This window comes from Rhodococcus sp. OAS809, assembly GCF_040546695.1.
GTDB lineage: Bacteria > Actinomycetota > Actinomycetes > Mycobacteriales > Mycobacteriaceae > Rhodococcus_F > Rhodococcus_F qingshengii.
Genome location: NZ_JBEPOI010000002.1, coordinates 5,401,991 through 5,423,977, shown reverse-complemented (window position 1 = coordinate 5,423,977; position 21,987 = coordinate 5,401,991). Strand labels below are relative to the sequence as shown.

General features: G+C 61.5%; 20 protein-coding genes. 8 read left to right on the top strand and 12 right to left on the bottom strand.

Going from position 1 to position 21,987, the window contains the following annotated elements:
• The first annotated feature begins 85 nt into the window (after positions 1–85).
• Together ABIE52_RS28465 and ABIE52_RS28460 are read left to right on the top strand one after the other, a co-directional pair.
• The gene (locus ABIE52_RS28465) at positions 86–1,660 is read left to right on the top strand and encodes an NCS1 family nucleobase:cation symporter-1 (protein ID WP_058226165.1); all 1,575 of its coding nucleotides are present in this window, start codon (positions 86–88) and stop codon (positions 1,658–1,660) included.
• A 5-nt stretch (positions 1,661–1,665) separates the two neighbouring features.
• Positions 1,666–2,394 carry an aspartate/glutamate racemase family protein gene (locus ABIE52_RS28460; RefSeq protein ID WP_007733934.1) on the top strand — a complete coding sequence of 243 codons (729 nt, stop codon included), beginning with the start codon at positions 1,666–1,668 and terminating at the stop codon, positions 2,392–2,394.
• On the opposite strand, the gene ABIE52_RS28455 is transcribed toward ABIE52_RS28460, so the two are convergent.
• Positions 2,361–3,536 (bottom strand): MFS transporter, encoded by a 1,176-nt coding sequence (locus ABIE52_RS28455; protein ID WP_192712249.1) that lies wholly within the window; start codon positions 3,534–3,536, stop codon positions 2,361–2,363. The genes ABIE52_RS28460 and ABIE52_RS28455 overlap by 34 nt on opposite strands.
• A 98-nt stretch (positions 3,537–3,634) precedes the next feature.
• Positions 3,635–3,946 carry an ArsR/SmtB family transcription factor gene (locus ABIE52_RS28450; RefSeq protein ID WP_007733929.1) on the bottom strand — a complete coding sequence of 104 codons (312 nt, stop codon included), beginning with the start codon at positions 3,944–3,946 and terminating at the stop codon, positions 3,635–3,637.
• A 338-nt stretch (positions 3,947–4,284) separates the two neighbouring features.
• On the opposite strand from ABIE52_RS28450, the gene ABIE52_RS28445 reads away from it, so the two are divergent.
• Together ABIE52_RS28445 and ABIE52_RS28440 are read left to right on the top strand one after the other, a co-directional pair.
• The gene (locus tag ABIE52_RS28445) at positions 4,285–5,535 is read left to right on the top strand and encodes an MCE family protein (protein WP_202425829.1); all 1,251 of its coding nucleotides are present in this window, start codon (positions 4,285–4,287) and stop codon (positions 5,533–5,535) included.
• Positions 5,536–5,617: 82 nt separating this feature from the next.
• A complete protein-coding gene (locus ABIE52_RS28440) occupies positions 5,618–6,373 on the top strand; it encodes a class I SAM-dependent methyltransferase (RefSeq protein ID WP_007733927.1) in 756 nt (251 codons plus the stop codon).
• A 43-nt stretch (positions 6,374–6,416) separates the two neighbouring features.
• Here the strand turns inward: ABIE52_RS28440 and ABIE52_RS28435 are convergent, their stop codons facing one another.
• The 8 genes from ABIE52_RS28435 to ABIE52_RS28400 all read right to left on the bottom strand — a co-directional run bounded on the left by ABIE52_RS28435 (position 6,417) and on the right by ABIE52_RS28400 (position 16,002).
• A complete protein-coding gene (locus tag ABIE52_RS28435; RefSeq protein WP_007733922.1) occupies positions 6,417–7,169 on the bottom strand; it encodes a MerR family transcriptional regulator in 753 nt (250 codons plus the stop codon).
• 75 nt (positions 7,170–7,244) lie between these two features.
• Complete coding sequence (locus ABIE52_RS28430; protein WP_007733920.1) at positions 7,245–8,732, bottom strand: flavin-containing monooxygenase; 1,488 nt, start codon at positions 8,730–8,732, stop codon at positions 7,245–7,247.
• Positions 8,729–9,649, bottom strand: coding sequence for a hypothetical protein (locus ABIE52_RS28425; RefSeq protein ID WP_030535274.1), 921 nt, complete (start codon positions 9,647–9,649; stop codon positions 8,729–8,731). Before ABIE52_RS28425 ends, ABIE52_RS28430 begins: the two co-directional genes overlap by 4 nt.
• A gap of 1 nt (position 9,650) precedes the next feature.
• Positions 9,651–10,562 (bottom strand): SDR family NAD(P)-dependent oxidoreductase, encoded by a 912-nt coding sequence (locus tag ABIE52_RS28420; protein WP_192712248.1) that lies wholly within the window; start codon positions 10,560–10,562, stop codon positions 9,651–9,653.
• Positions 10,563–10,731: 169 nt separating this feature from the next.
• Positions 10,732–11,661, bottom strand: coding sequence for an allantoinase PuuE (gene puuE, locus ABIE52_RS28415; RefSeq protein ID WP_003940421.1), 930 nt, complete (start codon positions 11,659–11,661; stop codon positions 10,732–10,734).
• A gap of 16 nt (positions 11,662–11,677) precedes the next feature.
• Positions 11,678–12,664, bottom strand: a complete 987-nt coding sequence (gene alc, locus ABIE52_RS28410; protein ID WP_064443813.1) for an allantoicase — start codon at positions 12,662–12,664, stop codon at positions 11,678–11,680.
• Between the two features lie 3 nt (positions 12,665–12,667).
• Positions 12,668–13,912 (bottom strand): DUF6986 family protein, encoded by a 1,245-nt coding sequence (locus ABIE52_RS28405; RefSeq protein WP_064443812.1) that lies wholly within the window; start codon positions 13,910–13,912, stop codon positions 12,668–12,670.
• 62 nt (positions 13,913–13,974) lie between these two features.
• Positions 13,975–16,002, bottom strand: coding sequence for a CocE/NonD family hydrolase (locus tag ABIE52_RS28400; RefSeq protein WP_064443811.1), 2,028 nt, complete (start codon positions 16,000–16,002; stop codon positions 13,975–13,977).
• 140 nt (positions 16,003–16,142) lie between these two features.
• Here ABIE52_RS28400 and ABIE52_RS28395 point away from each other — a divergent pair, with 140 nt between their 5' ends.
• From ABIE52_RS28395 to ABIE52_RS28385, 3 genes are all read left to right on the top strand, one after another.
• A complete protein-coding gene (locus tag ABIE52_RS28395) occupies positions 16,143–17,066 on the top strand; it encodes a pseudouridine synthase (protein ID WP_082920604.1) in 924 nt (307 codons plus the stop codon).
• Between the two features lie 75 nt (positions 17,067–17,141).
• Positions 17,142–18,677: a CYTH and CHAD domain-containing protein gene (locus ABIE52_RS28390; RefSeq protein ID WP_007733905.1), complete on the top strand. Its 1,536-nt coding sequence runs from the start codon at positions 17,142–17,144 to the stop codon at positions 18,675–18,677.
• 49 nt (positions 18,678–18,726) lie between these two features.
• On the top strand, positions 18,727–19,617 hold the full coding sequence (locus ABIE52_RS28385; RefSeq protein ID WP_047271050.1) for a universal stress protein: 891 nt from the start codon (positions 18,727–18,729) through the stop codon (positions 19,615–19,617).
• Positions 19,618–19,671: 54 nt separating this feature from the next.
• Here the strand turns inward: ABIE52_RS28385 and ABIE52_RS28380 are convergent, their stop codons facing one another.
• A complete protein-coding gene (locus ABIE52_RS28380; RefSeq protein ID WP_064443809.1) occupies positions 19,672–20,412 on the bottom strand; it encodes a VIT1/CCC1 transporter family protein in 741 nt (246 codons plus the stop codon).
• A gap of 131 nt (positions 20,413–20,543) precedes the next feature.
• On the opposite strand from ABIE52_RS28380, the gene ABIE52_RS28375 reads away from it, so the two are divergent.
• Positions 20,544–21,302, top strand: a complete 759-nt coding sequence (locus ABIE52_RS28375) for an SDR family NAD(P)-dependent oxidoreductase (protein ID WP_042451355.1) — start codon at positions 20,544–20,546, stop codon at positions 21,300–21,302.
• Positions 21,303–21,305: 3 nt separating this feature from the next.
• Here ABIE52_RS28375 and ABIE52_RS28370 read toward each other — a convergent pair whose 3' ends face one another.
• Complete coding sequence (locus ABIE52_RS28370) at positions 21,306–21,938, bottom strand: TetR family transcriptional regulator (protein WP_007733896.1); 633 nt, start codon at positions 21,936–21,938, stop codon at positions 21,306–21,308.
• Between the last annotated feature and the right edge of the window lie 49 nt (positions 21,939–21,987).

The window sequence follows — 21,987 nt, the reverse complement described above, 5'->3', positions numbered from 1 at the left end:
TTTCTCTCAACACAGTTTTCATCACTGACGCTGAGAGCTCGTGGCACCGTCCGCTGATTTCCTGCACTGATGCACAGGAGCTGTCATGACCGACATTCTTCCGTCCCGAACGACCACTACCCCCACTCCCCCAAAGGAAACCGGATCGGGTGACCTTGTCGAAGCCGCGGGTCACCCTGTCGGAAGCGGCCTGATCAAGCCGGGCTACGACCCTCGTTTGACCAACGAGGACTTGGCGCCGCTTCGCAAGCAGACCTGGTCGTCGTACAACATCTTCGCCTTCTGGATGTCCGACGTACACAGCGTCGGCGGATATGTCACTGCCGGTAGTCTTTTCGCACTGGGATTGGCCAGCTGGCAAGTACTCGTCGCCCTGCTGGTCGGTATCACGATCGTCTACTTCTTCTGCAATCTCGTCGCCAAGCCCAGCCAAGTTACCGGCGTGCCGTATCCGGTGATCTGCCGCAGCGTGTTCGGCGTCCTCGGCGCGAACATCCCGGCAATCATTCGTGGCCTGATTGCCGTGGCTTGGTATGGAATTCAAACCTTCCTCGCTTCAGCAGCCCTCGATGTCGTACTGATCAAACTCTTTCCGTCACTCGCGCCCTATGCCGTCGTCGAAGACTACGGATTCGCCGGACTCTCCGCACTGGGCTGGGGAAGTTTCATGCTCCTGTGGGTACTTCAGGCCTGTGTCTTCTGGCGAGGCATGGAATCGATCCGCCGCTTCATCGACTTCTGCGGGCCGGCTGTGTATGTCGTGATGTTCATGCTGTGCGGCTACCTGATCTACAAGGCAGGCTGGAGCGCCATCGATCTCACGCTCGGCGACGTCAAGTACTCGGGTTTCGACGCCGTGCCGGTCATGCTCGGTGCGATCGCTCTGGTTGTCTCGTACTTCTCCGGACCGATGCTCAACTTCGGCGACTTCTCCCGCTACGGAAAGTCGTTCGCTGCCGTCAAGAAGGGCAACTTCCTCGGTTTGCCGTTGAACTTCCTCGTATTCTCGGTGTTGGTCGTCGTCACTGCATCGTTGACGCTGCCGGTGTACGGCGAACTGATCACCGATCCCGTTGCGACCGTTGCACGAATCGACAGCACCTTCGCCATCGTTCTCGGCGCACTCACCTTCACCATCGCCACGATCGGCATCAACATCGTGGCCAACTTCATTTCCCCGGCCTTCGACTTCTCCAACGTGAGTCCGCAGAAGATCAGCTGGCGCGCCGGCGGAATGATCGCAGCGATCGGCTCGATCCTCATCACGCCGTGGAACTTGTACAACAATCCGGACGTCATTCACTACACACTCGAAACCCTCGGAGCCTTCATCGGTCCGCTGTTCGGAATTCTGATTGCCGACTACTACCTCGTGCGCAAGCAGAAGGTCATCGTCGACGAACTGTTCAGCATGTCGCCGACCGGAACCTACTGGTACAGCAAGGGATACAACCCTGCTGCAGTGATCGCCACCGTGGTGGGAGCCGTCGTCGCGATGGTCCCGGTCCTGGGCAAGGACCTCACCGGGATGTACACCGCAGCGCAGTACAGCTGGTTCATCGGTTGTGGGCTCGGATTCACCGTCTATTACCTACTCGCCGCGCGCTCTTCCTCAGCTGTCCGGAATGCTTCCTCTCCCGACACTGTGACGGTCGACTGATCGTCATGAGAATCAAGGTGATCAACCCCAACACCACGTGGGCGATGACCGCCAAGATCGAGGAATGTGCCCGGACCGTCGCAGGCTCGGGCACATTCGTCGAGGCTGTCAGCCCTGCCATGGGTCCCGCGTCGATCGAAAGCCACTACGACGAAGCTCTCAGCGTCCCCGGAATCCTGACCGAGATCGCCGCCGGAGAAAAGAACGAAGTCGACGGCTACGTCATCGCTTGCTTCGGTGACCCAGGTCTTGATGCAGCCCGAGAGTTGGCCAAGGGCCCCGTCGTAGCTGTTGCCGAAGCGGCCATGAACTACGCAAGTTTCCTGGGTCGCGGATTCAGCATCGTGACCACTCTCGGTCGAACCCGCGGCCGCGCAGCCGATCTGGTGGACCGGTACGGCATGCAGGCTCGGTGCCGGGGTATCCACTCCTGCGAGATTCCGGTTCTGGAACTCGATCGTGATCCCGACGCGCGAAAGGTGATCTTGGAAGCCTGTTTCGACGCATTGGAGCAAGACGACTCGGACGTCCTCGTGCTGGGTTGCGCCGGCATGGCGGACCTGTGCCAGGACTTGTCCGACGAACTGGGTGTCCCGGTAGTCGACGGCGTTGCCGCTGGGGTCACGATGGTTCAGTCGTTGGTCACCCTCGGGCTGTCGACCAGTTCGCGCGGCGAGTTCGCACGCCCACTTCCCAAGAACTACACCGGTACACTGACACCGTTCTCGCTGTGAGCGTGCCTGAGCGAGAGTCGAACACCTGTCACCAGCAGCGCCAGGATCGCGAACAATACTCCAGCCCAGACTAATTGGCGGGTTTCGAAATGCGCGAGAAACAGTCCACCGACCGCAGTGCCGAGCGTGATCCCCAGGTTGGAGAACGAGATGAAAAGGCTGTTGCCGAATTCAGGCGCGTCGACTGCGTCTCGCCCCATCCAGCTCTGCGAAACCACCAGTCCACCGGAATGCACTACACCCCAAACCAACACGGCTACAACCATCGCGCCGAAGTACGGGCCCGCCAGATAGAGCATCACGTAGACGACGATATACAGCAAGGGAAAAGCCACAACCGTGCGCACCACCCCCTTGGCGAGCAGAGCCCCGAAGACGAAGTTGCCGAAGATCATCACGACACCGAAAGCCAATAGCATCGCGCTGATCCACGATCCGCTCATGCCGGTCACCTCGCCGAGGTATTCGGCAAAGTATCCGTACACCGAGAACATGGCTGCGAAGACGAAGGTGACGGAAAGAATGGTCAACCACACGCGCGGCCGGCGAAGTATCCCGACCTGTGCACCGTACGACAGGCGTTGTGTCACAGGAGCCGAGGGCAGAAGTACGACAATCCCGAGAAACGCGAGAATGTTGACCACGGCGCCGAACACGAATGCTGTCGACACCGAAAAGTTCTCGGCCAAATAGGACGTCAAGGGCACGCCGAACGCGAATCCGACTGTGACGCCTGCAAATACCTTGGTCACCGCGGCGGTCGCCTGTTCCGGCGATACCAGACGAACCGCACTTGCAAGCGCGACAGCGAAGAAGACCGGATGAACCACGGCGGGGATGATCCGAAATGCAAACATCACCTCGAAACTCGATGTGGTCGCATACACCACATTGGAGACCGCAAAGACTGCAATCGCTACCAACAGAACGGTTCTCCTGTTGATTCCCGAGGTGATCAGCGTTGTGAACGGACCGGTCACCGCCACGACGAGTGCAAACACACCGACCAACCATCCGGCAGTCGACGCGGTGATACCGAACTTTTCGCTGATCTGAGGCAGAACCCCGATAATGCCCATCTCCGTAGTGATGATTCCGAATACACCCAACGCCAGAACCGGTATCAACAATTTCGACTTCACGACACACTCCTCACTACTACGTCACACAAGACAGTTACATATCTAGATATGTAGATATATTTGGTTGAACAAACAGGCCGACGAGGGCAATTCGGCCGCTACAGCTTTTCGCGAACGAATTCCCTGAACTCGCCGATCACGGATTCGTTTCGTCGGTAATACGTCCACTTCCCGATGCGCTCGGACTCGAGCAGACCCACGTCTTTCATGCCCTGCAGGTACCCCGAGATCACCGACTGGGCAAGTCCCGATCGCCCCTGGATGTCACCGACACAGACTCCGATGTGAAACCCGAGATCCTGCTGCGTATACGAGTCCTCGTCGAAATACTTCGCCGGATGCGCGAGCCACTCCATGATCTGCAGGCGAGTCGGGTTGGACAGCGCCTTGAAGATCGCCAAAGCATCCATGGACCACACCCCTCTGCACGACAACCGGAACGCATCTACTTTTGTGGATATGTTTGGCGAAGTCAAGCCCGATTCGGACCGAAAGCCGTCTGCATCACATCGAAGCATTCGAAGTGAGCTGCGACACTTACGTTTCGACGACCTGCGGAAATCTCAGCGCCGACTTTCTATCTGTGACGACTTGTTTATAGTTATCGCCAACAACGAATTGCCGGAAGTTTCCGGTTCACCTCAGAACGTCCGTGGGTGAACACAATTCGCTCAACACCAGCCGTACCCGGCTTGTCATTCGGGAGTCGAACCATGAACACACCGCATCAGTTCAGGGTCCTCACCTCATGGTGATGTCGAAGCTCGCCAAATGGCAGCTGGTCGCCCTCGTCGTGGTTGCACTCCTGGGCTTGATCTATGTCGGAGCGAAATACGTACGGCTGGACAATCTTCTGGGATTCGGCCAATACACGGTCAAAACCGAACTGGCGACGTCCGGTGGCATCTTCACCAACGCCGAAGTGACCTATCGCGGTGTACCCGTCGGACGCGTCGGTGACATGTCGCTCACGTCCGACGGAATCGAAGTCGACCTGTTGATCGACAGCAGTGCTCCGCAGATTCCCGCATCCGCGCGGGCCGTGGTGGCCAATCGCTCAGCCATCGGCGAGCAGTACGTCGACCTTCAGCCCGATACCGACCAGGGCCCGTTCCTCGAAGACGGCTCGGTGATCGCCGTGGGCGACACAACCACGCCGATCCCGATCGAGAATGTCTTGACCAGCGCCAACGGTCTGGTGCACTCCGTTCCGGTCGACGCACTCCACACCGTCGCGAAAGAACTCGGCGCGGCATTCAACGGCAAGGGCGAAGATCTGCAGGTACTTGCCGACTCGCTGTCGGGGATCTCCCAGTCGGGCCTCGACACCCTTCCCCAGACCCTCGGACTGATCCGCGACAGCCAGACGGTGCTCACGACCCAGTCCGATCAATCGTCGGCGATCAAGCAGTTCAGCACCGACCTCGACGCACTGACGGCGCAATTGCGCACCAGCGACCCCGACATCCGACGCGTGATCGACAACGGCATACCGGCCAGCGAACAAGTCGGCTCTCTCGTCACCGAAGCCGGCCCCGCGCTCACGACCAACCTCTCCAACCTCTCCGCCGTTGCAGCGGCAGCCGCACCGACACTGCCCTCGCTGCAGCCATTCCTGCTCTTCCTGCCTGCGCTCGCCGGGGCGGCGCCCACCGTTGCACCGGGAGACGGCACAGTACATCTGGGCTTGGTACTCGAGACCAACAACCCGCTCTCGTGCACCGTCGGTTACGAAGGGACCATGGCAATCCTCGACGAGATGAAGCGCAAGGACCCGAACTTCGACGACACGACGCAGAACTTCCCGTTGAACACTGCCGCCAACTGCCAGGCACCTCAGGGCAGCGAAACGGGAGTTCGTAGCGCCAACCGCATCGCGTTCGCCGACCCGAACACCTCGCAACCGTGGGACGGCAAGCCCAAGGTGGACCCGGACAAGCTCAACCTGAACCCGATTGCCACTCAACTCGCACCGATGCTCGGCGCCACCCCGAAGTAGCCGTAAACAACTGGCACCATCGACCCTCCGCGACGATGATGATGTGATGTCGGAAGGAACGCCTGAAGGCGAGTCACAGAGCATGTCACGAGGTTTCGACGAACTTGTCGCCGAAGCGGAATCCGCCTCCGTCGACGGGTGGGATTTCTCGTGGCTCGACGGACGCGCCACGGAGCAGCGTCCGTCGTGGGGGTACCAGAGGCTGATGGGTGAACGTCTCGGCCGCGCCGGCGCCGCATTGGACATCCAGACCGGCGGCGGCGAAGTCCTCGCCGCTGCACCGTCACTCCCGCCGGTGATGGCAGCAACCGAATCCTGGCCACCGAACATCGCCAAGGCCACCGCCCTTCTGCGTCCCCGAGGTGTGGTGGTGGTCGCGGATCAGGACGAGCCGCCGCTACCGTTCGCCGATTCGGCTTTCGACCTGGTGACCAGCCGACACCCAGCGACGGTGTGGTGGACCGAAATCGCGCGGGTACTCGAACCGGGAGGAACGTACTTCGCTCAACATGTGGGTCACGCCAGCGTGTTCGAACTGGTCGAGTACTTTCTCGGTCCTCAGCCGCAGGCTCGTCGCGGACGGCACCACGAGGACGAAACTGCCGACGCGATTGCGGCCGGGCTCACCGTCGTCGACCTTCGTTTCGAGCGTCTGCGCATGGAATTCTTCGACATCGGCGCCGTTGTCTACTTCTTACGCAAGGTGATCTGGATGGTTCCGGGATTCACCGTCGCGCAGTATCGGGACCGGCTCCGCGAACTCGATCAGCAGATCCGTCGCGACGGATCTTTTGTCGCGCACTCGAGTCGATTCCTGATCGAGGCACGCAAGAGCTGAGCGCACCGCGACGGGCCGCACATCCCGAACGTGATCGATGCTGCTAGTCGGACTCGTCGGCGTCGCTCCGCGAGCCGATCGCAGCGGCAAGATAGTCGCCGAGTTCACGCTGAAGGTTCGCGTCGAGTGCCCGGGCCAGTGCCGAATGTACCGACGCCACACCGAGTTCACGCATCGTCTGGAGCATCTCGGCTGTTCCGGCAACCTCGTCGCCCTCCGGGAGCCAACCGACCCCGTGCTGATCGACGATGCGATCCTTTGCCGCCTGAATCAGGTCTTTGGCGATCCCGTCCACAGCGTTGTGAAGCTTTTCGTGCACATCGACCAGTTGATCGAGAGTGAAACCGTAGTCGAGGAGACTCGAAAATCCGCTGAGCAAAGCAGGATCGGTGAAAACGCAGTTCTCTCCTTCGATCTGTACCAGTCCGAGATCTACGAGACGATGCAGTTGACCATCTGCATCTCCCCCGAGAAACTCGCGTACGACGGCCATCTCGATACTCACGGTGTCGCTGCGGGACCATGGTTCGGTGACCGCGTGCTGCAGACCCAGCACCTCTGTCAGGTCTTTCCCGCTTTCCCACCCGGTGATGAAGTCGTCGATATGCGCAGTGGTGAAACCTCGTTGAAGAAGCGTGTCGATCAGCTTGAGGCGTTCGAGGTGCGCGTCGCCGTAGATGCCTACCCGCCCACGCTTCTCCGGCGGAGGAAGCAATCCACGTTCCTGATATGCCCGTACATTCCGCGAGGTGGTGCCCGCAGCGCGCGCTAGATCGTCGATGCGGTACTCGGTCACCGCCTCGTCTCCTCTGCCGCGTCGGTCGTCACGATTCCAACTTAGTGGCAACACCAGGCCGATCAGAACCCGGGATCAGGTCTGCGCGGTGTCTTTCTCGCGCACCGTGCTCGTGTAGTCCCGAAGATCCACCGATTTCAATTGGTTCACGTACTGGGTCGCGAAACCGGGAAACATAGTGGCATTGAATCCTTCGTCGGTGAGATACCAACTCGAACATCCCGAGTTCCACGTGGTCTTCGACAGCCGACGCTGCAACTCGACGTTGTACGCATCTTCGACATCTTGACGAACATCGAGTGCCTTGAGGTCGCGCTCGAGAACGATCTTGATCGCTTGGGCGAGATAGTCGAGTTGCGCTTCCATGTACACAAGGGCGGAGCTGTGCCCCGGACCCGAGTTGGGTCCGAAGGTGAAATACAGGTTGGGATAACCGGATACCGCAATGCTCTTGTACGCACGCGCCCCGGATTTCCACTCCTGAGCGAGCACACGTCCGTCCCGGCCGATGATCGGGACCGGTGTTCCGGTCTTGCAAACGTCGAAGCCGGTGGCGAAGACGATGCAGTCGAATTGATGCTCGATCCCTTCGACCGTGCGAATGCCATGTGGCGCCAATCTCGCGATCGGCCAGGTCACGAGTGTGCAATTGTCTTGCTGGAGAGCCGGGTAATACTCGCTGGTCATCAGCAACCGCTTGCACCCTGCCCGAAAGTCGGGAGTGAGTTGTCGCCGCAACCACGGGTCCTTCACCTGCATGCGCAGATGAAGACGCCCGACTGTTTCCACCACCCTCGTCAACGGGGATTCCCACACCACCCCGAGAGCTACCGATTCGTGTCCCCAGTACCAAGCCCGACGCGCCAGAGTCTGGACGACCGGATGACGACGGTACAGATCCTTCGTGCGAGATCGGGTGCGTAGGTTTGCTCGCGGCAATGCCCATCCCGGTGTTCGTTGGAAAACCTTCACTGATCGTGCAGTTTTCACGAGTTCAGGGACGATCTGGACGCCACTGGCCCCGGTTCCGATCACTGCGACCCGCTTGTCGGTGAAGTCGTAGTCATGGTCCCAGCGAGCACTGTGAATCTTGTGTCCTTCGTAGCTCTCCAAACCCGGAACAGCAGGAAAGCTGACGTTCGCCAGCGGACCGGACGCCATGACGACGGTCCGGGCAATGACCGCTTCACGGCCCTCGAGCGCGATCGCCCAGACACCTGTCTGCTCGTCCCACTCGACGCCCGTGACGTTGCACCGAAACCGAATCTTCGGCTCGAGGCCGAACTCTTTCACCATCGTTCGGATGTAGCCGAGGATCTCCGCGCTGGCCGAGTAGGTGTGCGACCAGTCCGGGTTCGGGGCGAAACTGTACGAGTACAGACGGGACGGAATGTCGCACGCAGCTCCCGGATACGTGTTGTCGCGCCACGTCCCGCCGACCTCCGTGCCGCGTTCGAGAACGACGAAGTCCTCGATACCGTTCTGCTTCAACCGAATCGCCGCTCCGATTCCTGCGAAACCTCCACCGATGATCGCCACTGACAGTGGCTCGGCAGTACTCATGCGAGTGGCTCGTACGTAAGTTCCTTGGCCCAGGTCGGCTCGGAATTGAGCCTGCTGCCGGAAAGTCGGCCAGTGACCTTGACCATCCGATCGGCAAGCAGATGGTAGGGATGGTTGCGATTGATGACCATGTTGCCGTGCCACTTCACCACCCGATACATCGGGACGCGGAGCGCGGCCGGACTCCGTTCGCCTACGTTCCTGAATCGCTTCATCGCGGTGTAGAGCCGTTCCTCGTTCACTCCCATGTCGACGATGTTGTCGCGCATCTTGTTCAGCAGCGGGATGTAGCGAAGTGTCCCGATGATCAACGCCGGATTCAACCAGGCGCCGACGGTTTCGACAACGAGCTTGCGCGTCGTCGAGTGCCCGAGCATCTCGATCACCGCAAAATCGACCGCCAGATGCCTGGACTCGTCTGCATTGATCTTCTTGAACACAGCCTGACAGACCGGATCCTCGATCTCGTCCATGATGAACTTGACCAGGGCTCCGTCGAGCGCCACCTCGAGCATCGGTATGACGGTCCCGAGAATCGAGAGCGACAAACCGTCGGAATGCTTGTCCAGCCAGTCGATGACGAGCTTGACGTTGATGTTGGGCTCGGGCATCTCGTCGCCGTCCAGCATTCCCCACCGACGCATCAGCGCGAGTTCGGCGTTGGCGTGCTTCTGTTCCTCGGCGTGGAAATGCCGATAGATGTCTCGGAGAGTTTCAGTCGGCGCCTTGAGAGCCATCGCAGCGAAGCCACGGGCACCGACGTTCTCGATCCACATCAGGTCCGACATGAACGGTTTCAGCTTCGCATGAAGCTCTGGACTGATCGTCTCGGCGCCCGGAGCATCCCAGTCGATGTCCACCAGAGCCCATTGGCGGTCCTTGATCTTGTGCAGCATGCCGTCGAAATCGAAGGACATGTCACGCTCCTTTCGTGCTCGGCGAGTTCGTCTCCGGCGCCGCCGAAGTTCCAGATGATCCCGACTTCTGTTTCGGTGCAAAGCGATTGAGAACTCCACAGCCCCTCGTGTATGCAACGGGTAGATACCGTTTGAGTCGCCAGATCACCTTCGCATCGAACTGCGGCACCACGTAGAGTCGACCCTTGTCGTAGGCGTCGAGAGTGGTGACGGCGATGCGCTCCGGCGAAAAGCCGGTTCGCCGCATCAACGCTTGCGCCAATTGTGTTGCTTCCGCGGTGATTCGGCCGTCGAGAGCAACATTTGTCTTGACGAAGGTCGGACACAGCACCGTCACCCGCACTCCCGTACCGGCAAGTTCAGCGGACAAGGTCTCCGAGAGCGACATCACGGCGGCTTTACCGACGTTGTAGGGCGCCATCAGCGGCGCAGCCGCAAACCCAGCAGCCGAGGCCACGTTGATGAATCCCCCGGCGCCGCTCGCACGCAGTTGTGGAGCAAATATCTCACAGCCGTGCACGACACCCCACAGATTGATCCCGAGTGCCCACTCCCAATCGTCGAAACCGATCTCGCCCACCGGTTTTCCACCGATACCCACCCCGGCATTGTTGATCACCAACGAAAGCGGACCCGCAAGTTCGAGTTCCGCGAACAACGCCAGGTCCTGAACCTGCTCACGAATTGACACATCGCATTTGACGGCGTGCGCGGTACCACCGATCTCATCGATGAGTGCCACTGTTTCCTTGGCCCGTTCCAGCGAGATATCCGCGCAGATCACCTCACCGCCTCTGCGCGCCAACTCCAATGAAAAGGCACGGCCGATTCCGCTGCCGGCGCCGGTCACCACTGCGCGGGCATTGTGGGACACCTTCGATCCGCGGTTCTTGGTCGGTTTCTTGGTCGGCACCGGTCGGCTCACCTTGAAGACGCTTCGACTGCTGTGTGTTTCTCCATCTCCAAAGAGTCATCCACAACCGTGCCAGTTGTCAATGGCCTAGAATTCGATGGCGGAATACGCGGCAGTCGAACCAGTACCCGGACTGCTCGAATGAAGTCTTTTGTCGACCGACCGTGATCTAAACGGGGTGCGCGGTCTTCCAGTGCTCGGCGATGTCGATGCGCCGCGCGATCCAGACCTTCTCGTGTGACTGCACGTGGTCCAGAAATCGCTCGAGAGCGGCCGCACGGGCAGGGCGGCCGACTATGCGGCAGTGCAACCCGATCGAGAGCATCTTGGGCGATCCGGCCGTCCCCTCCGCATACAGCACGTCGAAGGCATCGCGTAGGTGCGCAAAGAACTGATCACCGCTGGGAAATCCTGCGGGAGAGGCGAAACGCATGTCGTTGGTGTCAAGGGTGTACGGGACGACCAGGTGCTTCACCGATTCTGCGCCACGCGGAACGTCGACCCAGTACGGCAGATCGTCGGCGTACGAATCGGAGTCGTAGACGAAGCCGCCGTGCTCGACGACCAATTCGCGGGTGTTCGGTGAATCGCGTCCGGTGTACCAACCGAGAGGCGCCGAACCCGTCAGATCTCGCAGAATCTGCACTGCCTCGGCCATGTCAGCGCGTTCGCGCTCGATGTCCACGGATTGGTAAGACTTCCAACGTAATCCGTGGCACGCGATCTCGTGGCCCAACTCCTGAAAAGCACTGACTGCTTCGGGGTTACGCTGCATCGCCCGCGCCACCGCAAAGACCGTGAGAGGCAGGTTTCGCCGCTCGAAGGTTCGCAGTACACGCCACAACCCGGCCCGTGAGCCGTACTCGTACAGCGATTCCATGCTCATGTGTCGATTCGGAAATGCCTCTGCCGGAGTCATTTCCGACAGAAATGTTTCCGAAGCCGCGTCCCCGTCCAGGACGTTGTTCTCGGCTCCCTCTTCGTAGTTGAGCACGAACTGAACCGCTATCCGCGCGTCGCCGGGCCAGTGCGGATGCGGCGGATGAGGGCCGTACCCCACCATGTCCCGGGGATAGTCGTCGCGCGGATAGTCGCTCATGCCAACAACTTTACCGTCAGCGCCCGGAGATCACAGCGCGAGCAGCGTCGGTGAGTACGCCGAAGACTCTCAGCCGCGCCAGGCCACCGTCCGGGAAGATGTCCAGACGAACATCGGTGACCTGGACTTCGGAATCGATCGGAAAGCGATGGCGCGTATCCGGACGCAGCGTCGTGCGCGGCAACAGTTCGATCCACTCCCCCTCCGACGTCCGCCCGGTCAGAGCACCCTCACCTGGACTGTTTCCGAGGAAGTACGAGGTGTCGATCTCGACGAAACTCAGCACGCCTTCACCCGCGAGTTGTACTTGCACCCAGTCGTTTCCGTTGTCGCGGCGCCTGGCGGTCTCCCACCCGTCACCCATCGAAGCAGCACGTCCGGGAAACAGGATGTTCTGCGGTGAGCTGTAGAACATGTTGGAGCAATCGGTCACGCGGCCACCGTTTTCGAGTGCTGCGAGGTCCAACGGCCCGGCATCGAGGAAACGCGGGTCCGGCCGCGCTTCGCCGTGAACACGGAATCTTGCCACGCCGCCGTCCGGGTAAATGGTCAGCTTGACGTGCGTCCACCGCTGCTCCGACGCCACCGAGAACGGGTTCTCCGAGTCACCGCGCACGGTCGAGCGCTCGACGATGGTTGTCCACTCGCCGGATCCGGCCAGGTCGGCGGGATCCGGATACCCGTCGACCGAGATTGCTTCCACCGAGATCTCGGGCGGGTAATTGCCCTTGAACCACGCGGTGTCGACCACGACGCCTCGCACCACTCCGGGAACACCGAGTCGGACGATCGCCTCGTCATGGCCTGCCACCCGGCGGCGACGCGTCTCCCAACCGTCGTACACCTGCCCCTTGTGACCGAACGTCGCCGGCTGGTACCCGGCCTTGCCTGGGCGGATCAGGGCCTCACGCTCGGCAAACGCCTCGTCGTTCGCCCAGATGACGGCTCCGCCGAGGGTGCGCAGTGCGAGATCGGGCAGCAAGGTGAATTCGGTGGTGCTCATCGGTCAGTGTTCTCCTGTGATCGGTGTGGTGCGTCCTACGAGGTGACGGAGTGCGTTGGTGTCGGCGCTCGGGGCGAGTCGGAGAACTTCGGATTCCGGATAAGCCCCCGCGTCGAGCCCGCGCAGTACCACCGCTGCGAGCGCCTGGGCGGTTGCAGGTTCGTCCATCACGTCGCCACCTTGGCGCCCCAAGTACGACTGGATGCGCGGGGCAGCGGCGCCGAGCGCGTTGCGATAGAAGCCGAACGTGGCGAGCCAGCGGGTGACCAGATGCCCAGGGTGCATGTCCCACCCCTGGTAGTAACCGCGTTCCAGGGACCGCGTGACGAGGCGATGGTGCCGAGTGATCGCGTCGCGGATCGCCGTGGCGCTCCCGATAGGCGCGACCTGAGTCGACCCGTCGCACACCCAGACGCCGGTCTGCGCGGCAGCAGCCAACATGACAGCCTTTGCGTGGTCTGCCACCGGATGTTCGAGCGACTGATGACGCGATGCAATTCCGCAAGCTGCACTGTAATCGTAAGTGCCGTAATGCAAACCGGTCAGACGACCGGCACCACGATGGATGGCCTGAGCAACTGCCACCGTTCCGTCGGCCGCGATGACCGCCTGCGGGCTCTCGATCTGCAACTCGAACCGAAGCGAACCGAGCTTGAGTCCGTGCGCCTTCTCCAGCTCTTCGCAGAGCAACACCGTCGCCGTGACCTGCTCCACCGCGCGCAGTTTGGGAACGGTGAAGACAAATCCGTCCGGCACTCCGCCGGCCGCGTCGAGCACAAGCTCGAGCGTCCTGATCGAGCGCCGACGCTCACCGGCCGGCAACCCCTTGAACCTGATGCCACTCCAGTTCGGCCCGGCAGGATCAGCGCTGAGCGCGGCAAGCGTTTGTCCGGCCGACGTCGCTGCATCGTCTTCTTCTTCGTCGCTGCGGCGTCCGTACCCGTCCTCGAAATCGATCCGAAAGTCTTGGACCGGCTTGCGGCCGAGTTGAACTCGCACATCAGCGAGCGCATTCTCCGTGTCGAGATCGGCGAACACATGAGCATGGGAATCGAGAAGCGCGATCGCCTGCTCACCCCAGAGTCGAGGGGTGTCGACGGTTGCATCCGCGGCACTGACGTAAATCGTGTGCACGGGTTGGATCTCGTCACGGTTTCCCGGGTACTGCGCCGCGAGCCGCTCGTCCACCGGATCCAGAAGTCCGTCCAGACGATCGTGGACGGCGGCGGAGAGTCGGGATTCTGTCATCGGACGATCTTCTCAGAACGTCCGCGAGCCCGCAGGTTCTCACGCCGCCGATCCAATCCGAGTCAGCGGCCCCCGACGAACGGAACGTTGACGAAGCTCGGCCGGTCTGCAGCCAACTCGATGTGCTGCGGTTTGAGTTGGCTGTCGGCGAGCATCGGGCCGAGCGCCAGGTATCGCGGCACGCTGGCAGCGTAGACGTCGACGCGGAGCCGGTGCCCCGGTTGCAGCACTGCGTCCGTCGGGAGCATGTTGATGTCGACGGTGGTGACCTCACCGGGAACCACCGGCTGACGCGTGTCGATCGTCAGATAGTGGTGCGGTTCACTGTAGTCACCGTTGGCCGAGCGAGTGCTCTTCGAATCGTCGACTGCCCGCAGCGACGCAGTCAGAGCGCCGTTCGTGATCGGTGTCGATGTTCCGTCCGGTGCTACGTCGTTGACCGTCGCTGCCCAGAATCCGTCCGTCGCGTCCAGGACGGTCTCGAGGTGGACGTTGATCGGGCCCGAGAGTGAGGTCGGCTCCGTCACTGCCTCATCGGTGAACGTCAGGCCCTCCGCTTCCTGGAATCGGGAATCCTTGGAACACGTCGCACCGAGCACCACGGAGATCCCGGCAGTTCCCTGAGTTCCGTCACCGGAGCAGAAGCCTCGCAGTCCTGGTGCGACTGTCAATCGCGCTGCGGCACTGGGCGGGTCATTCGTCAGCGAACCGTCATACGATGCGTGGGCGGCAGTACCGCTGGGCGCAGAGTTCAGATACATACGTTCGTAGCTCGCACCGGCTCGCGGGAACTGATCGTCCGTGATCCATCCGCCGCCTTGCTGGAACATCGTCACCGGACCGTAACGATCGATTCCGTTGTCGATGCCCTTGAGCCACTTGTCGAACCACGCACGTTCGAGCACGTCGAGGCGCGGCGGCGCACCGTCCTTGCCGAATCCTCCACCGGGAGTGACGTGATAGCCGTTCCCCATGATCAACTGCTTCTGCCCGGGCGGCAGATCGATTCCGTTGTAGATCCGCGGCTCACTGTTGGCGAAGATGTCGTGCCAACCGCCGTAAACCATCGTCGGAACGGCGATGTTGCCGACGTCAGCGGCTCGGTCCTGATAGAACTGCCCGTCTTGCGCGACTTGCAGAGTCGACGGTGACACGTCCTCGATTCTCTGAGCCGTCATCGCTTGCACCAGTTCGGGAATCAGCGTTCCCGGATCCTCGAGGCGGCTCGCCAACCACAGGGGATCGAAGTTTCCTTGCAGGATGTCCTGAACGTTCGGGATGAGTTTGAGCCCGTTGACCGCGGTCAACCACAACGGCATGAACCCGACTCCGAGGCCGCCACCGGTTCCGACGATGTCGCGCAGCAGATCGTTGCCAGGTTCGACCGGGAAGATCGCCTTCAGTGCAGGTGGATTGTTGCTCGCCGCCTGCACCGAGTTGATCGCGGAGTACGAGATGCCCGCCATCCCTACTTTCCCGTCGGACCACCCCTGCTTGCTCATCCAGTCGATGACCTCGACCGAATCCTGTTGCTCGCGCTTACCGAGCACGTCCCAATTACCTTGGGAGAAGCCGGTTCCACGTGCGTCGACCACTACCTGCGTGTATCCGTTCTGGACCAGATCACGGTTGACGCCGAGAACCCTGGCGCCTCCGCCGGCGATGACGCCCGTCAACTCCGACACTCCGTCGAACGGCGCCGCGAGGTCGAGCGAGTTCGCAACGTCCATCAGCGTCTCACCGACCTGCGGGATCGACAGAGCTGAATCCACCAGTGTGTCCAGCAGTTTCGTGTACGGCGTGATGTTGAGGACCGATGGCGTCTTCGATTCCACGGCCCGCCCGGATGCATCCGCCGGTCGGTACACATTCGCTTGCAGAACTGTGCCGTCACTCATCGTGATGGGCACGTCCCACTCGATCGAGACCCCCGGATACTGCGGCGTCGCCTCCGTTGCCGCGAGCCAGGCCTGCCCGTCCGACCCTCCCGTCGGATCCGCAGAAGCGACGGCGCTCGGCACCGCCAATCCCACGACGCACAGCCCCACCGCAATCGTTGTCGACCTTCGACGTAGAAGTCGTGTCCTCACGAAAACTCCAATTTTCTGTTGTGATGACCCAGCCCTGCCCCCACGACAGTGACCGGTGTCACGAACTTACCGGATAGTAACTTCCGTCCCATATGTCGTCAATAGGTCTGAATGCCGACCGGACGGCTAGCTTTGAAGATGTGTCACGATCACCGCTTCCCGTCCGCGACGGCCTGAACCCGAGTCGCATCCGTCAGCCCGACGACGGCATGTGGACGACGACGCTTGACTACCTGCTCGAACGGTTCCCCCAGGACGCCGTCCGATTGCGGGAGAAGGTCGCAGCCGGGGAGGTCGTCGACGAGAAGGGTGTCGGAATCACCGAGACGAGCGCTTTTGCTCCCCGGCGGTTCGTCTACCTGTACCGCGACCCTCCCGTCGAAACGCGGGTGCCGTTCGAGATCGACATCCTCTACCGGGACGAGAACATCTTGGTCGTGGACAAACCGCATTTCCTGGCGAGCACCCCGCGCGGGCGATACATCGCCGAATCGGCGTTGGTCCGCTTGCGTCGGGACCTCGAACTACCGGAGCTGAGTCCAGCTCATCGCCTCGACCGCGTCACGGCGGGACTGCTGCTGTTCACCGTGCATCAGGCGGCCCGGCGCGACTACCAGACCATGTTCGCCGAGCGCCGCGTCGCCAAGGAGTACGAGGCCATCGCGCGTCACGACGCTCAGGTGAGCACCCCCGTGGTCGTGCGTAGTCGCATCGTGAAAGAACGCGGCGTGCTCAAGGCCGCGGAGATCGAGGGCGAACCCAACAGCGAGTCGCGGATCGAACTGATCGAAACGCGAGACGGCTTCGCGCGGTACCGGTTGACTCCCCATACCGGCAAGACCCATCAACTTCGGCTGCACATGAACTCGCTCGGGCTCCCGATCCACGGCGACAACTTCTATCCCGACTTCTACGACGTTGCCGCAGAAGATTATTCGAACCCGCTGCGCCTGCTGTCGAAGGTTCTCGAGTTCGAGGATCCGAAGACCGGCCGGCTGCAACGGTTCGAAAGTCGGCGGACCCTGTCCTGGCCGGACGAATCAGGCCGTGGCGACTCGCCGTAGGGACCCCGGACCCTTCCACTGCGCCTCCGATACCGGGAGGATGGAAGCGCAGACCGCACCGCAAGAGGAGACCAGATGAGCAAGACCGCCGTCGTACCCGAAGCCGTACGGGAGATCGAGCGCAAGTACGAGGCGCCGGCCGAGCAGGAAGTTCCCGCCTTGGGCGGACTTCCCGGTGTTGTCGGCGAACCGGTCCACGACTCGATACAGCTCTCTGCCACCTACTTCGACACCGCGGACTACCGGTTGCTGGCCGAGAAGATCACGCTGCGCAAGCGTGAGGGTGGCGACGACGCGGGGTGGCACATGAAACTTCCCGCAGGCCAGGACACTCGAACCGAAATCCAACTTCCCCCGGACGAGAGCACCGATGTGCCCTCGCCGCTGTCGAGTCTGATCCGGGCGATCATTCGCGGTCACGATCTGGTGCCGGTCGCCCTGATCATCACCGATCGGGAGCGCACCAGGCTCAACGGCGAAAACGGTGTGCTGCTTGCCGAAGTGGTCTCCGACACCGTCATCGCCTGCAAGGCAGACGGTTCCGGAGAGTCGACGTGGCAGGAAGTCGAGGTCGAACAAGGCGCAGGCGGGCAAGAGCTGGCCGATGCAATCGAGTCGGTTCTACTGGACGCCGGGCTGGAGCGCTCTGCGAGTCCGTCCAAACTCAAACGAGCACTGGGCACGTCGGTCACACCGTACGCCGGTCACGAGGTCACCTCGGGCAAGGCGTCGAATCCGCGGATCTTGTTGCGTAATTACCTCATCGAACAATTGCGCGCACTGGTCGCCGCGGATCTCGGCACGCGTCGGGCCGACGACGAAGCCGTTCACGACTTCCGGGTTGCGGCACGTCGCATCCGCAGCGCTCTGCAGTCGTACGCCGGCCACTCCCCCAAGACCGACGATCTCATCACGGATCTGCGGTGGATCGGTGGAAAGTTCGGTGACGCCCGCGACGTCGAGGTCCAGTGGGAGCGTCTTGTGGAACGCCTCGGCGAAATCGACGAGATGCCCGAGCGAGAAGCTGTGCGAGCTCGAATCGACGAGTTCTTCTCTGCACGTGGTGAAACCGCCCAGGAAACAGCCCTCGAGGCGCTCGATTCCGAGCGATACACCACGCTGCTCGATCGCCTCGACGAGTACGTCGGCGACCTCGAATTCGACACCGCCACCCACCGCGTCGGAAAGAAGGCATCGGCACGAGAGTTGGCCCATACCCTGCGGCACCTGGCACACAAGGTCGGTAAGCGGGTTGATCACGTCTTCGATGCCGATAGCCGCACCGAGCGTGACGAGCGAATGCACCGCGCCCGCAAGGGAGCCAAGCGGATGAAGTACGCGATCGAGGTCATGGAACCCGTGTCGAAGAGCCGAGCGAAGCGTGCACTGAAGCATTTCAGCCACTTCCAGGATGTTCTCGGCGAGCACCAGGATTCCGTTGTCGCCCAACATCATCTACTTGCAATGGCAGCCGAGCAGGAGCATACCTCGCTCACCAGTTTCGGATTGGGCATGGCCTACCGACGAGAACTGGAAATAGCCGACGGGCAATCGACCCTGCTACGCAAGACGTGGAAGGAAGCCGTGAAGTCAGCATCGTCACTCTGGTGACGTCGCTGTAACCAGTCGACCGATCTCGATCATTTCAGAGGGAGTAGACATGAACACACTTGCAGGACACCAGGATGTCGTCGCCGGTATCGACGGATCCGAGGCCTCGACGGCGGCGGCCCGGTGGGCGGCCTCCGTCGCGAACGCGGTGAACTCACGACTGATTCTGGCGCACGCCCTGCCGCAAGAGGGCCCGATCTACAGTCCCGCTGCAGTGATGTTGCAGTCACAGTTCCTCAGTCAGATCCGCGAAGACGGCGAAGCGATCGTCGATGCCGCCGCCACGGTGATTTCGGCCGAATTCCCCGAACTGACCATCGAATCCGAGATCGCGCCAGGGCCGGCGTCGACGCATATCCTCGAATCCTCGGGTACCGCACGCCTGATCGTGATGGGGTCGACCGGATCGGGCGCACTGCGCTCACGGCTGCTCGGATCGACCGCACTGAAGGTGGCCAATCATGCAACCTGTCCGGTCACCGTGTGGCGTGGTTCGGCGGAGAATCCCGGTCCGGATCAGCGTCCCGTCATCGTCGGAGTGGACGGAAGCGCGTTGAGCAAGAAGGCCGTCGAGTACGCGTTTCGTTATGCCGATCAGTTCGACGCGCCGCTCATCGCGGTCCACACCTGGCAGGGCTCGTCCACCTTCCGCGAAGGCGGAGCGGGAATCCTGATCGACTGGGAGGCTGTCGAGCAGGAGGAATCGGCGCTACTGGCGGAAAATCTAGCCGGTATGGCCGACCAGTACCCGGACGTGCCGGTCACCCGCATCAGTGAACCCGGTGCCGCTGCTCCCGTCATGCTCAAATACGCCGACGACGCACAGTTGATAGTTGTCGGAAGTCACGGCCGCAGTGCGATGGCGGGCGCCGTGATGGGCTCCACCAGCCAGAATCTGCTGCACCATGCGCCAGGGCCGGTCATGATCTGTCGCGCCTGAATTGCTGTGCGCCTTTATTAACCCCCCGCGGTTAATAAAGGCGCACAGCAGGGGTCAGGCGAGACCCGTGCCCACCAGCTGACCTACTCCGTACGTCACGGCCATGGCCAGCGCGCCGCCGATCACCACGCGTAGCACCGCTCTGGTCTTGCGGGCTCCGCCGAGCGTCGCGCTGATCGTCCCGGTCAGTGCAAGTGCGATCAGCACTGCGAAGAAGGCGATGGGGACGCGGATACCCGTCGGCGGCAACAGGATTGCGACCAACGGGATCGCCGCGCCGATCGTGAACGAGATTGCCGACGAAATCGCCGCATGCCATGGATTGGTGAGATCATCCGGGTCGATACCCAATTCGACTTCGACGTGTGCCGCGAAAGCATCGTGCTCGGTCAATTCTTCGGCGACGCGGCGGGCCGTCTCCGGACTCAATCCCTTGTTCTCGTAGATCTCGGTCAGTTCCTGAAGTTCAGCCTCCGGGGTCTCGAGGAGTTCCTTCTTCTCCTTCTGCAGGAGTGCGCGTTCGGTGTCTCGCTGAGCGCTGACCGAGACGTACTCACCCAGCGCCATGGACACAGCGCCGGCAACCAGACCAGCAAAACCCGCTGTGAAGATTGCTGAGCGCTCGGTTGTGGCTGCAGCAACACCGACCACGAGGCCTGCGGTCGAGACGATTCCGTCGTTTGCACCCAGAACACCTGCACGCAGCCAGTTCAGGCGATTGTTCAAACTCGGTGCGTGAGGTTCCGATTCCCCACCGGGCACCCCGTCGGTCAACTGCACACTGTCTCCGGACATGGCAACAGATTAGGACGATCAGTCCGGTTGCGATAGCAATCTGAGCCTGTCCTTCGCGCACTGATATATTCCGATTGGCACCCCAACCAAGCATTTGTTAGGTTTGGAATCGGCAGACACCTGGAGGCATTGTGAGCGCAGTACGCACCGCTTTTGTCAGCGGCGGAACCGGTGGAATCGGGTCGGCGATCGCCCTGACCCTCGCCGAACGCGGACACGACGTCGCCTTCACCTACCGAAACAACAAGGGCGCTGCCGAGCAACTGAGCGAGCAGATTCGAGCGCATGGTGTGCGCGCCCACTCGTACTCGCTCGACTTGACCGACGAGTTGTCGATCAGCGCCGCCGTCAACGATGCGGTCAGTGATCTGGGCGCATTGACGACCCTCGTCCACGCTGCGGGACCGCACGTCCCGATGACGCACCTCTCACGTGTGACGCCGGCGTTCTTCACCGAACAACTCAACCAGGAGGCCGCGGCGTTCTTCACCCTCGTCCACACCGCCCTGCCTGCGCTGCGTGCATCCTCGGGTTCGGTGGTGGCGGTGACAACCGCGGCAACGGATCGTTTTCCCGTGCGCGACGGACTCTCCGCAGGCACCAAAGGGGCTGTCGAACAACTTGTTCGCGGATTCGCCGCAGAGGAAGGACGCTACGGCGTCCGGTTCAACGCTGTCGGACCAGGCATGTTGACGGACGGAATGGCGGAGCGCCTGATCAGCTCCGCCGAACTCGACCAAGGCGCGCTCGACGTGACGATGAGCCGAATCCCGTTGAAGCGCTTCGGATCAGCTGCCGACATCGCCGAAGCAGTATGTTTCCTCGCAAGCGACGCGGCCGGATTCATCAGCGGTCAGAAGCTCAACGTCGACGGTGGCTACACCGTCTGAGCGCTATCCGCCCAACTTGCGAAAGACCAGTCGCACGGCAAGTTCCAGGTGCGCCATCACCTCGTCCGTCGTCATCCGGCCCGCAACCCACGAGACGAGACTCGACATCCAGACGTCGTCGATCACCTTCACCGCGTCCAACTGCTGCTGCGAGACTTCCTCGACACCGATCGCCTTCGCGAACATCTCGGTCACGACCCCACCGAGCGCGTTGAGTTCCGGAGTCGCCGACGCGTCCGCGAACATGTACGCCCGAACCAACGCTTCGTAACGGAGGTGATCGGTCTCGAGGACCTCCGTATTCTTGCGCAGCACAAACAGAATCCGGTCCGACGGAGTCTCGCCCGGGATTACAAAGTCTTGGAATCTGTCACGCAAACCCTCGAACATCCACAACAATGCGACGACAAGCATGTGGTTCTTGGACGGGAAATACCGGTAAACAGTGCCGATCGCGACGCCGGCGCGATCGGCCACCGATCGCATCTGCACCGCGTCGTAGCCGCCTTCGGAGGCGGATTCCATTGCGGCGTCGACAATCCGGCGAAAACGCGCTCGCTGCGACGGCGTCGTACGACGTCCGGTCACCGAGCTACGTTCGACCACCGACTGGTCTGCCTTGTCGCCACCTGCCATGTCCACAACCCTTTTTAGACGTCGTTTTGCCGACTCCCAATGTAGCCGC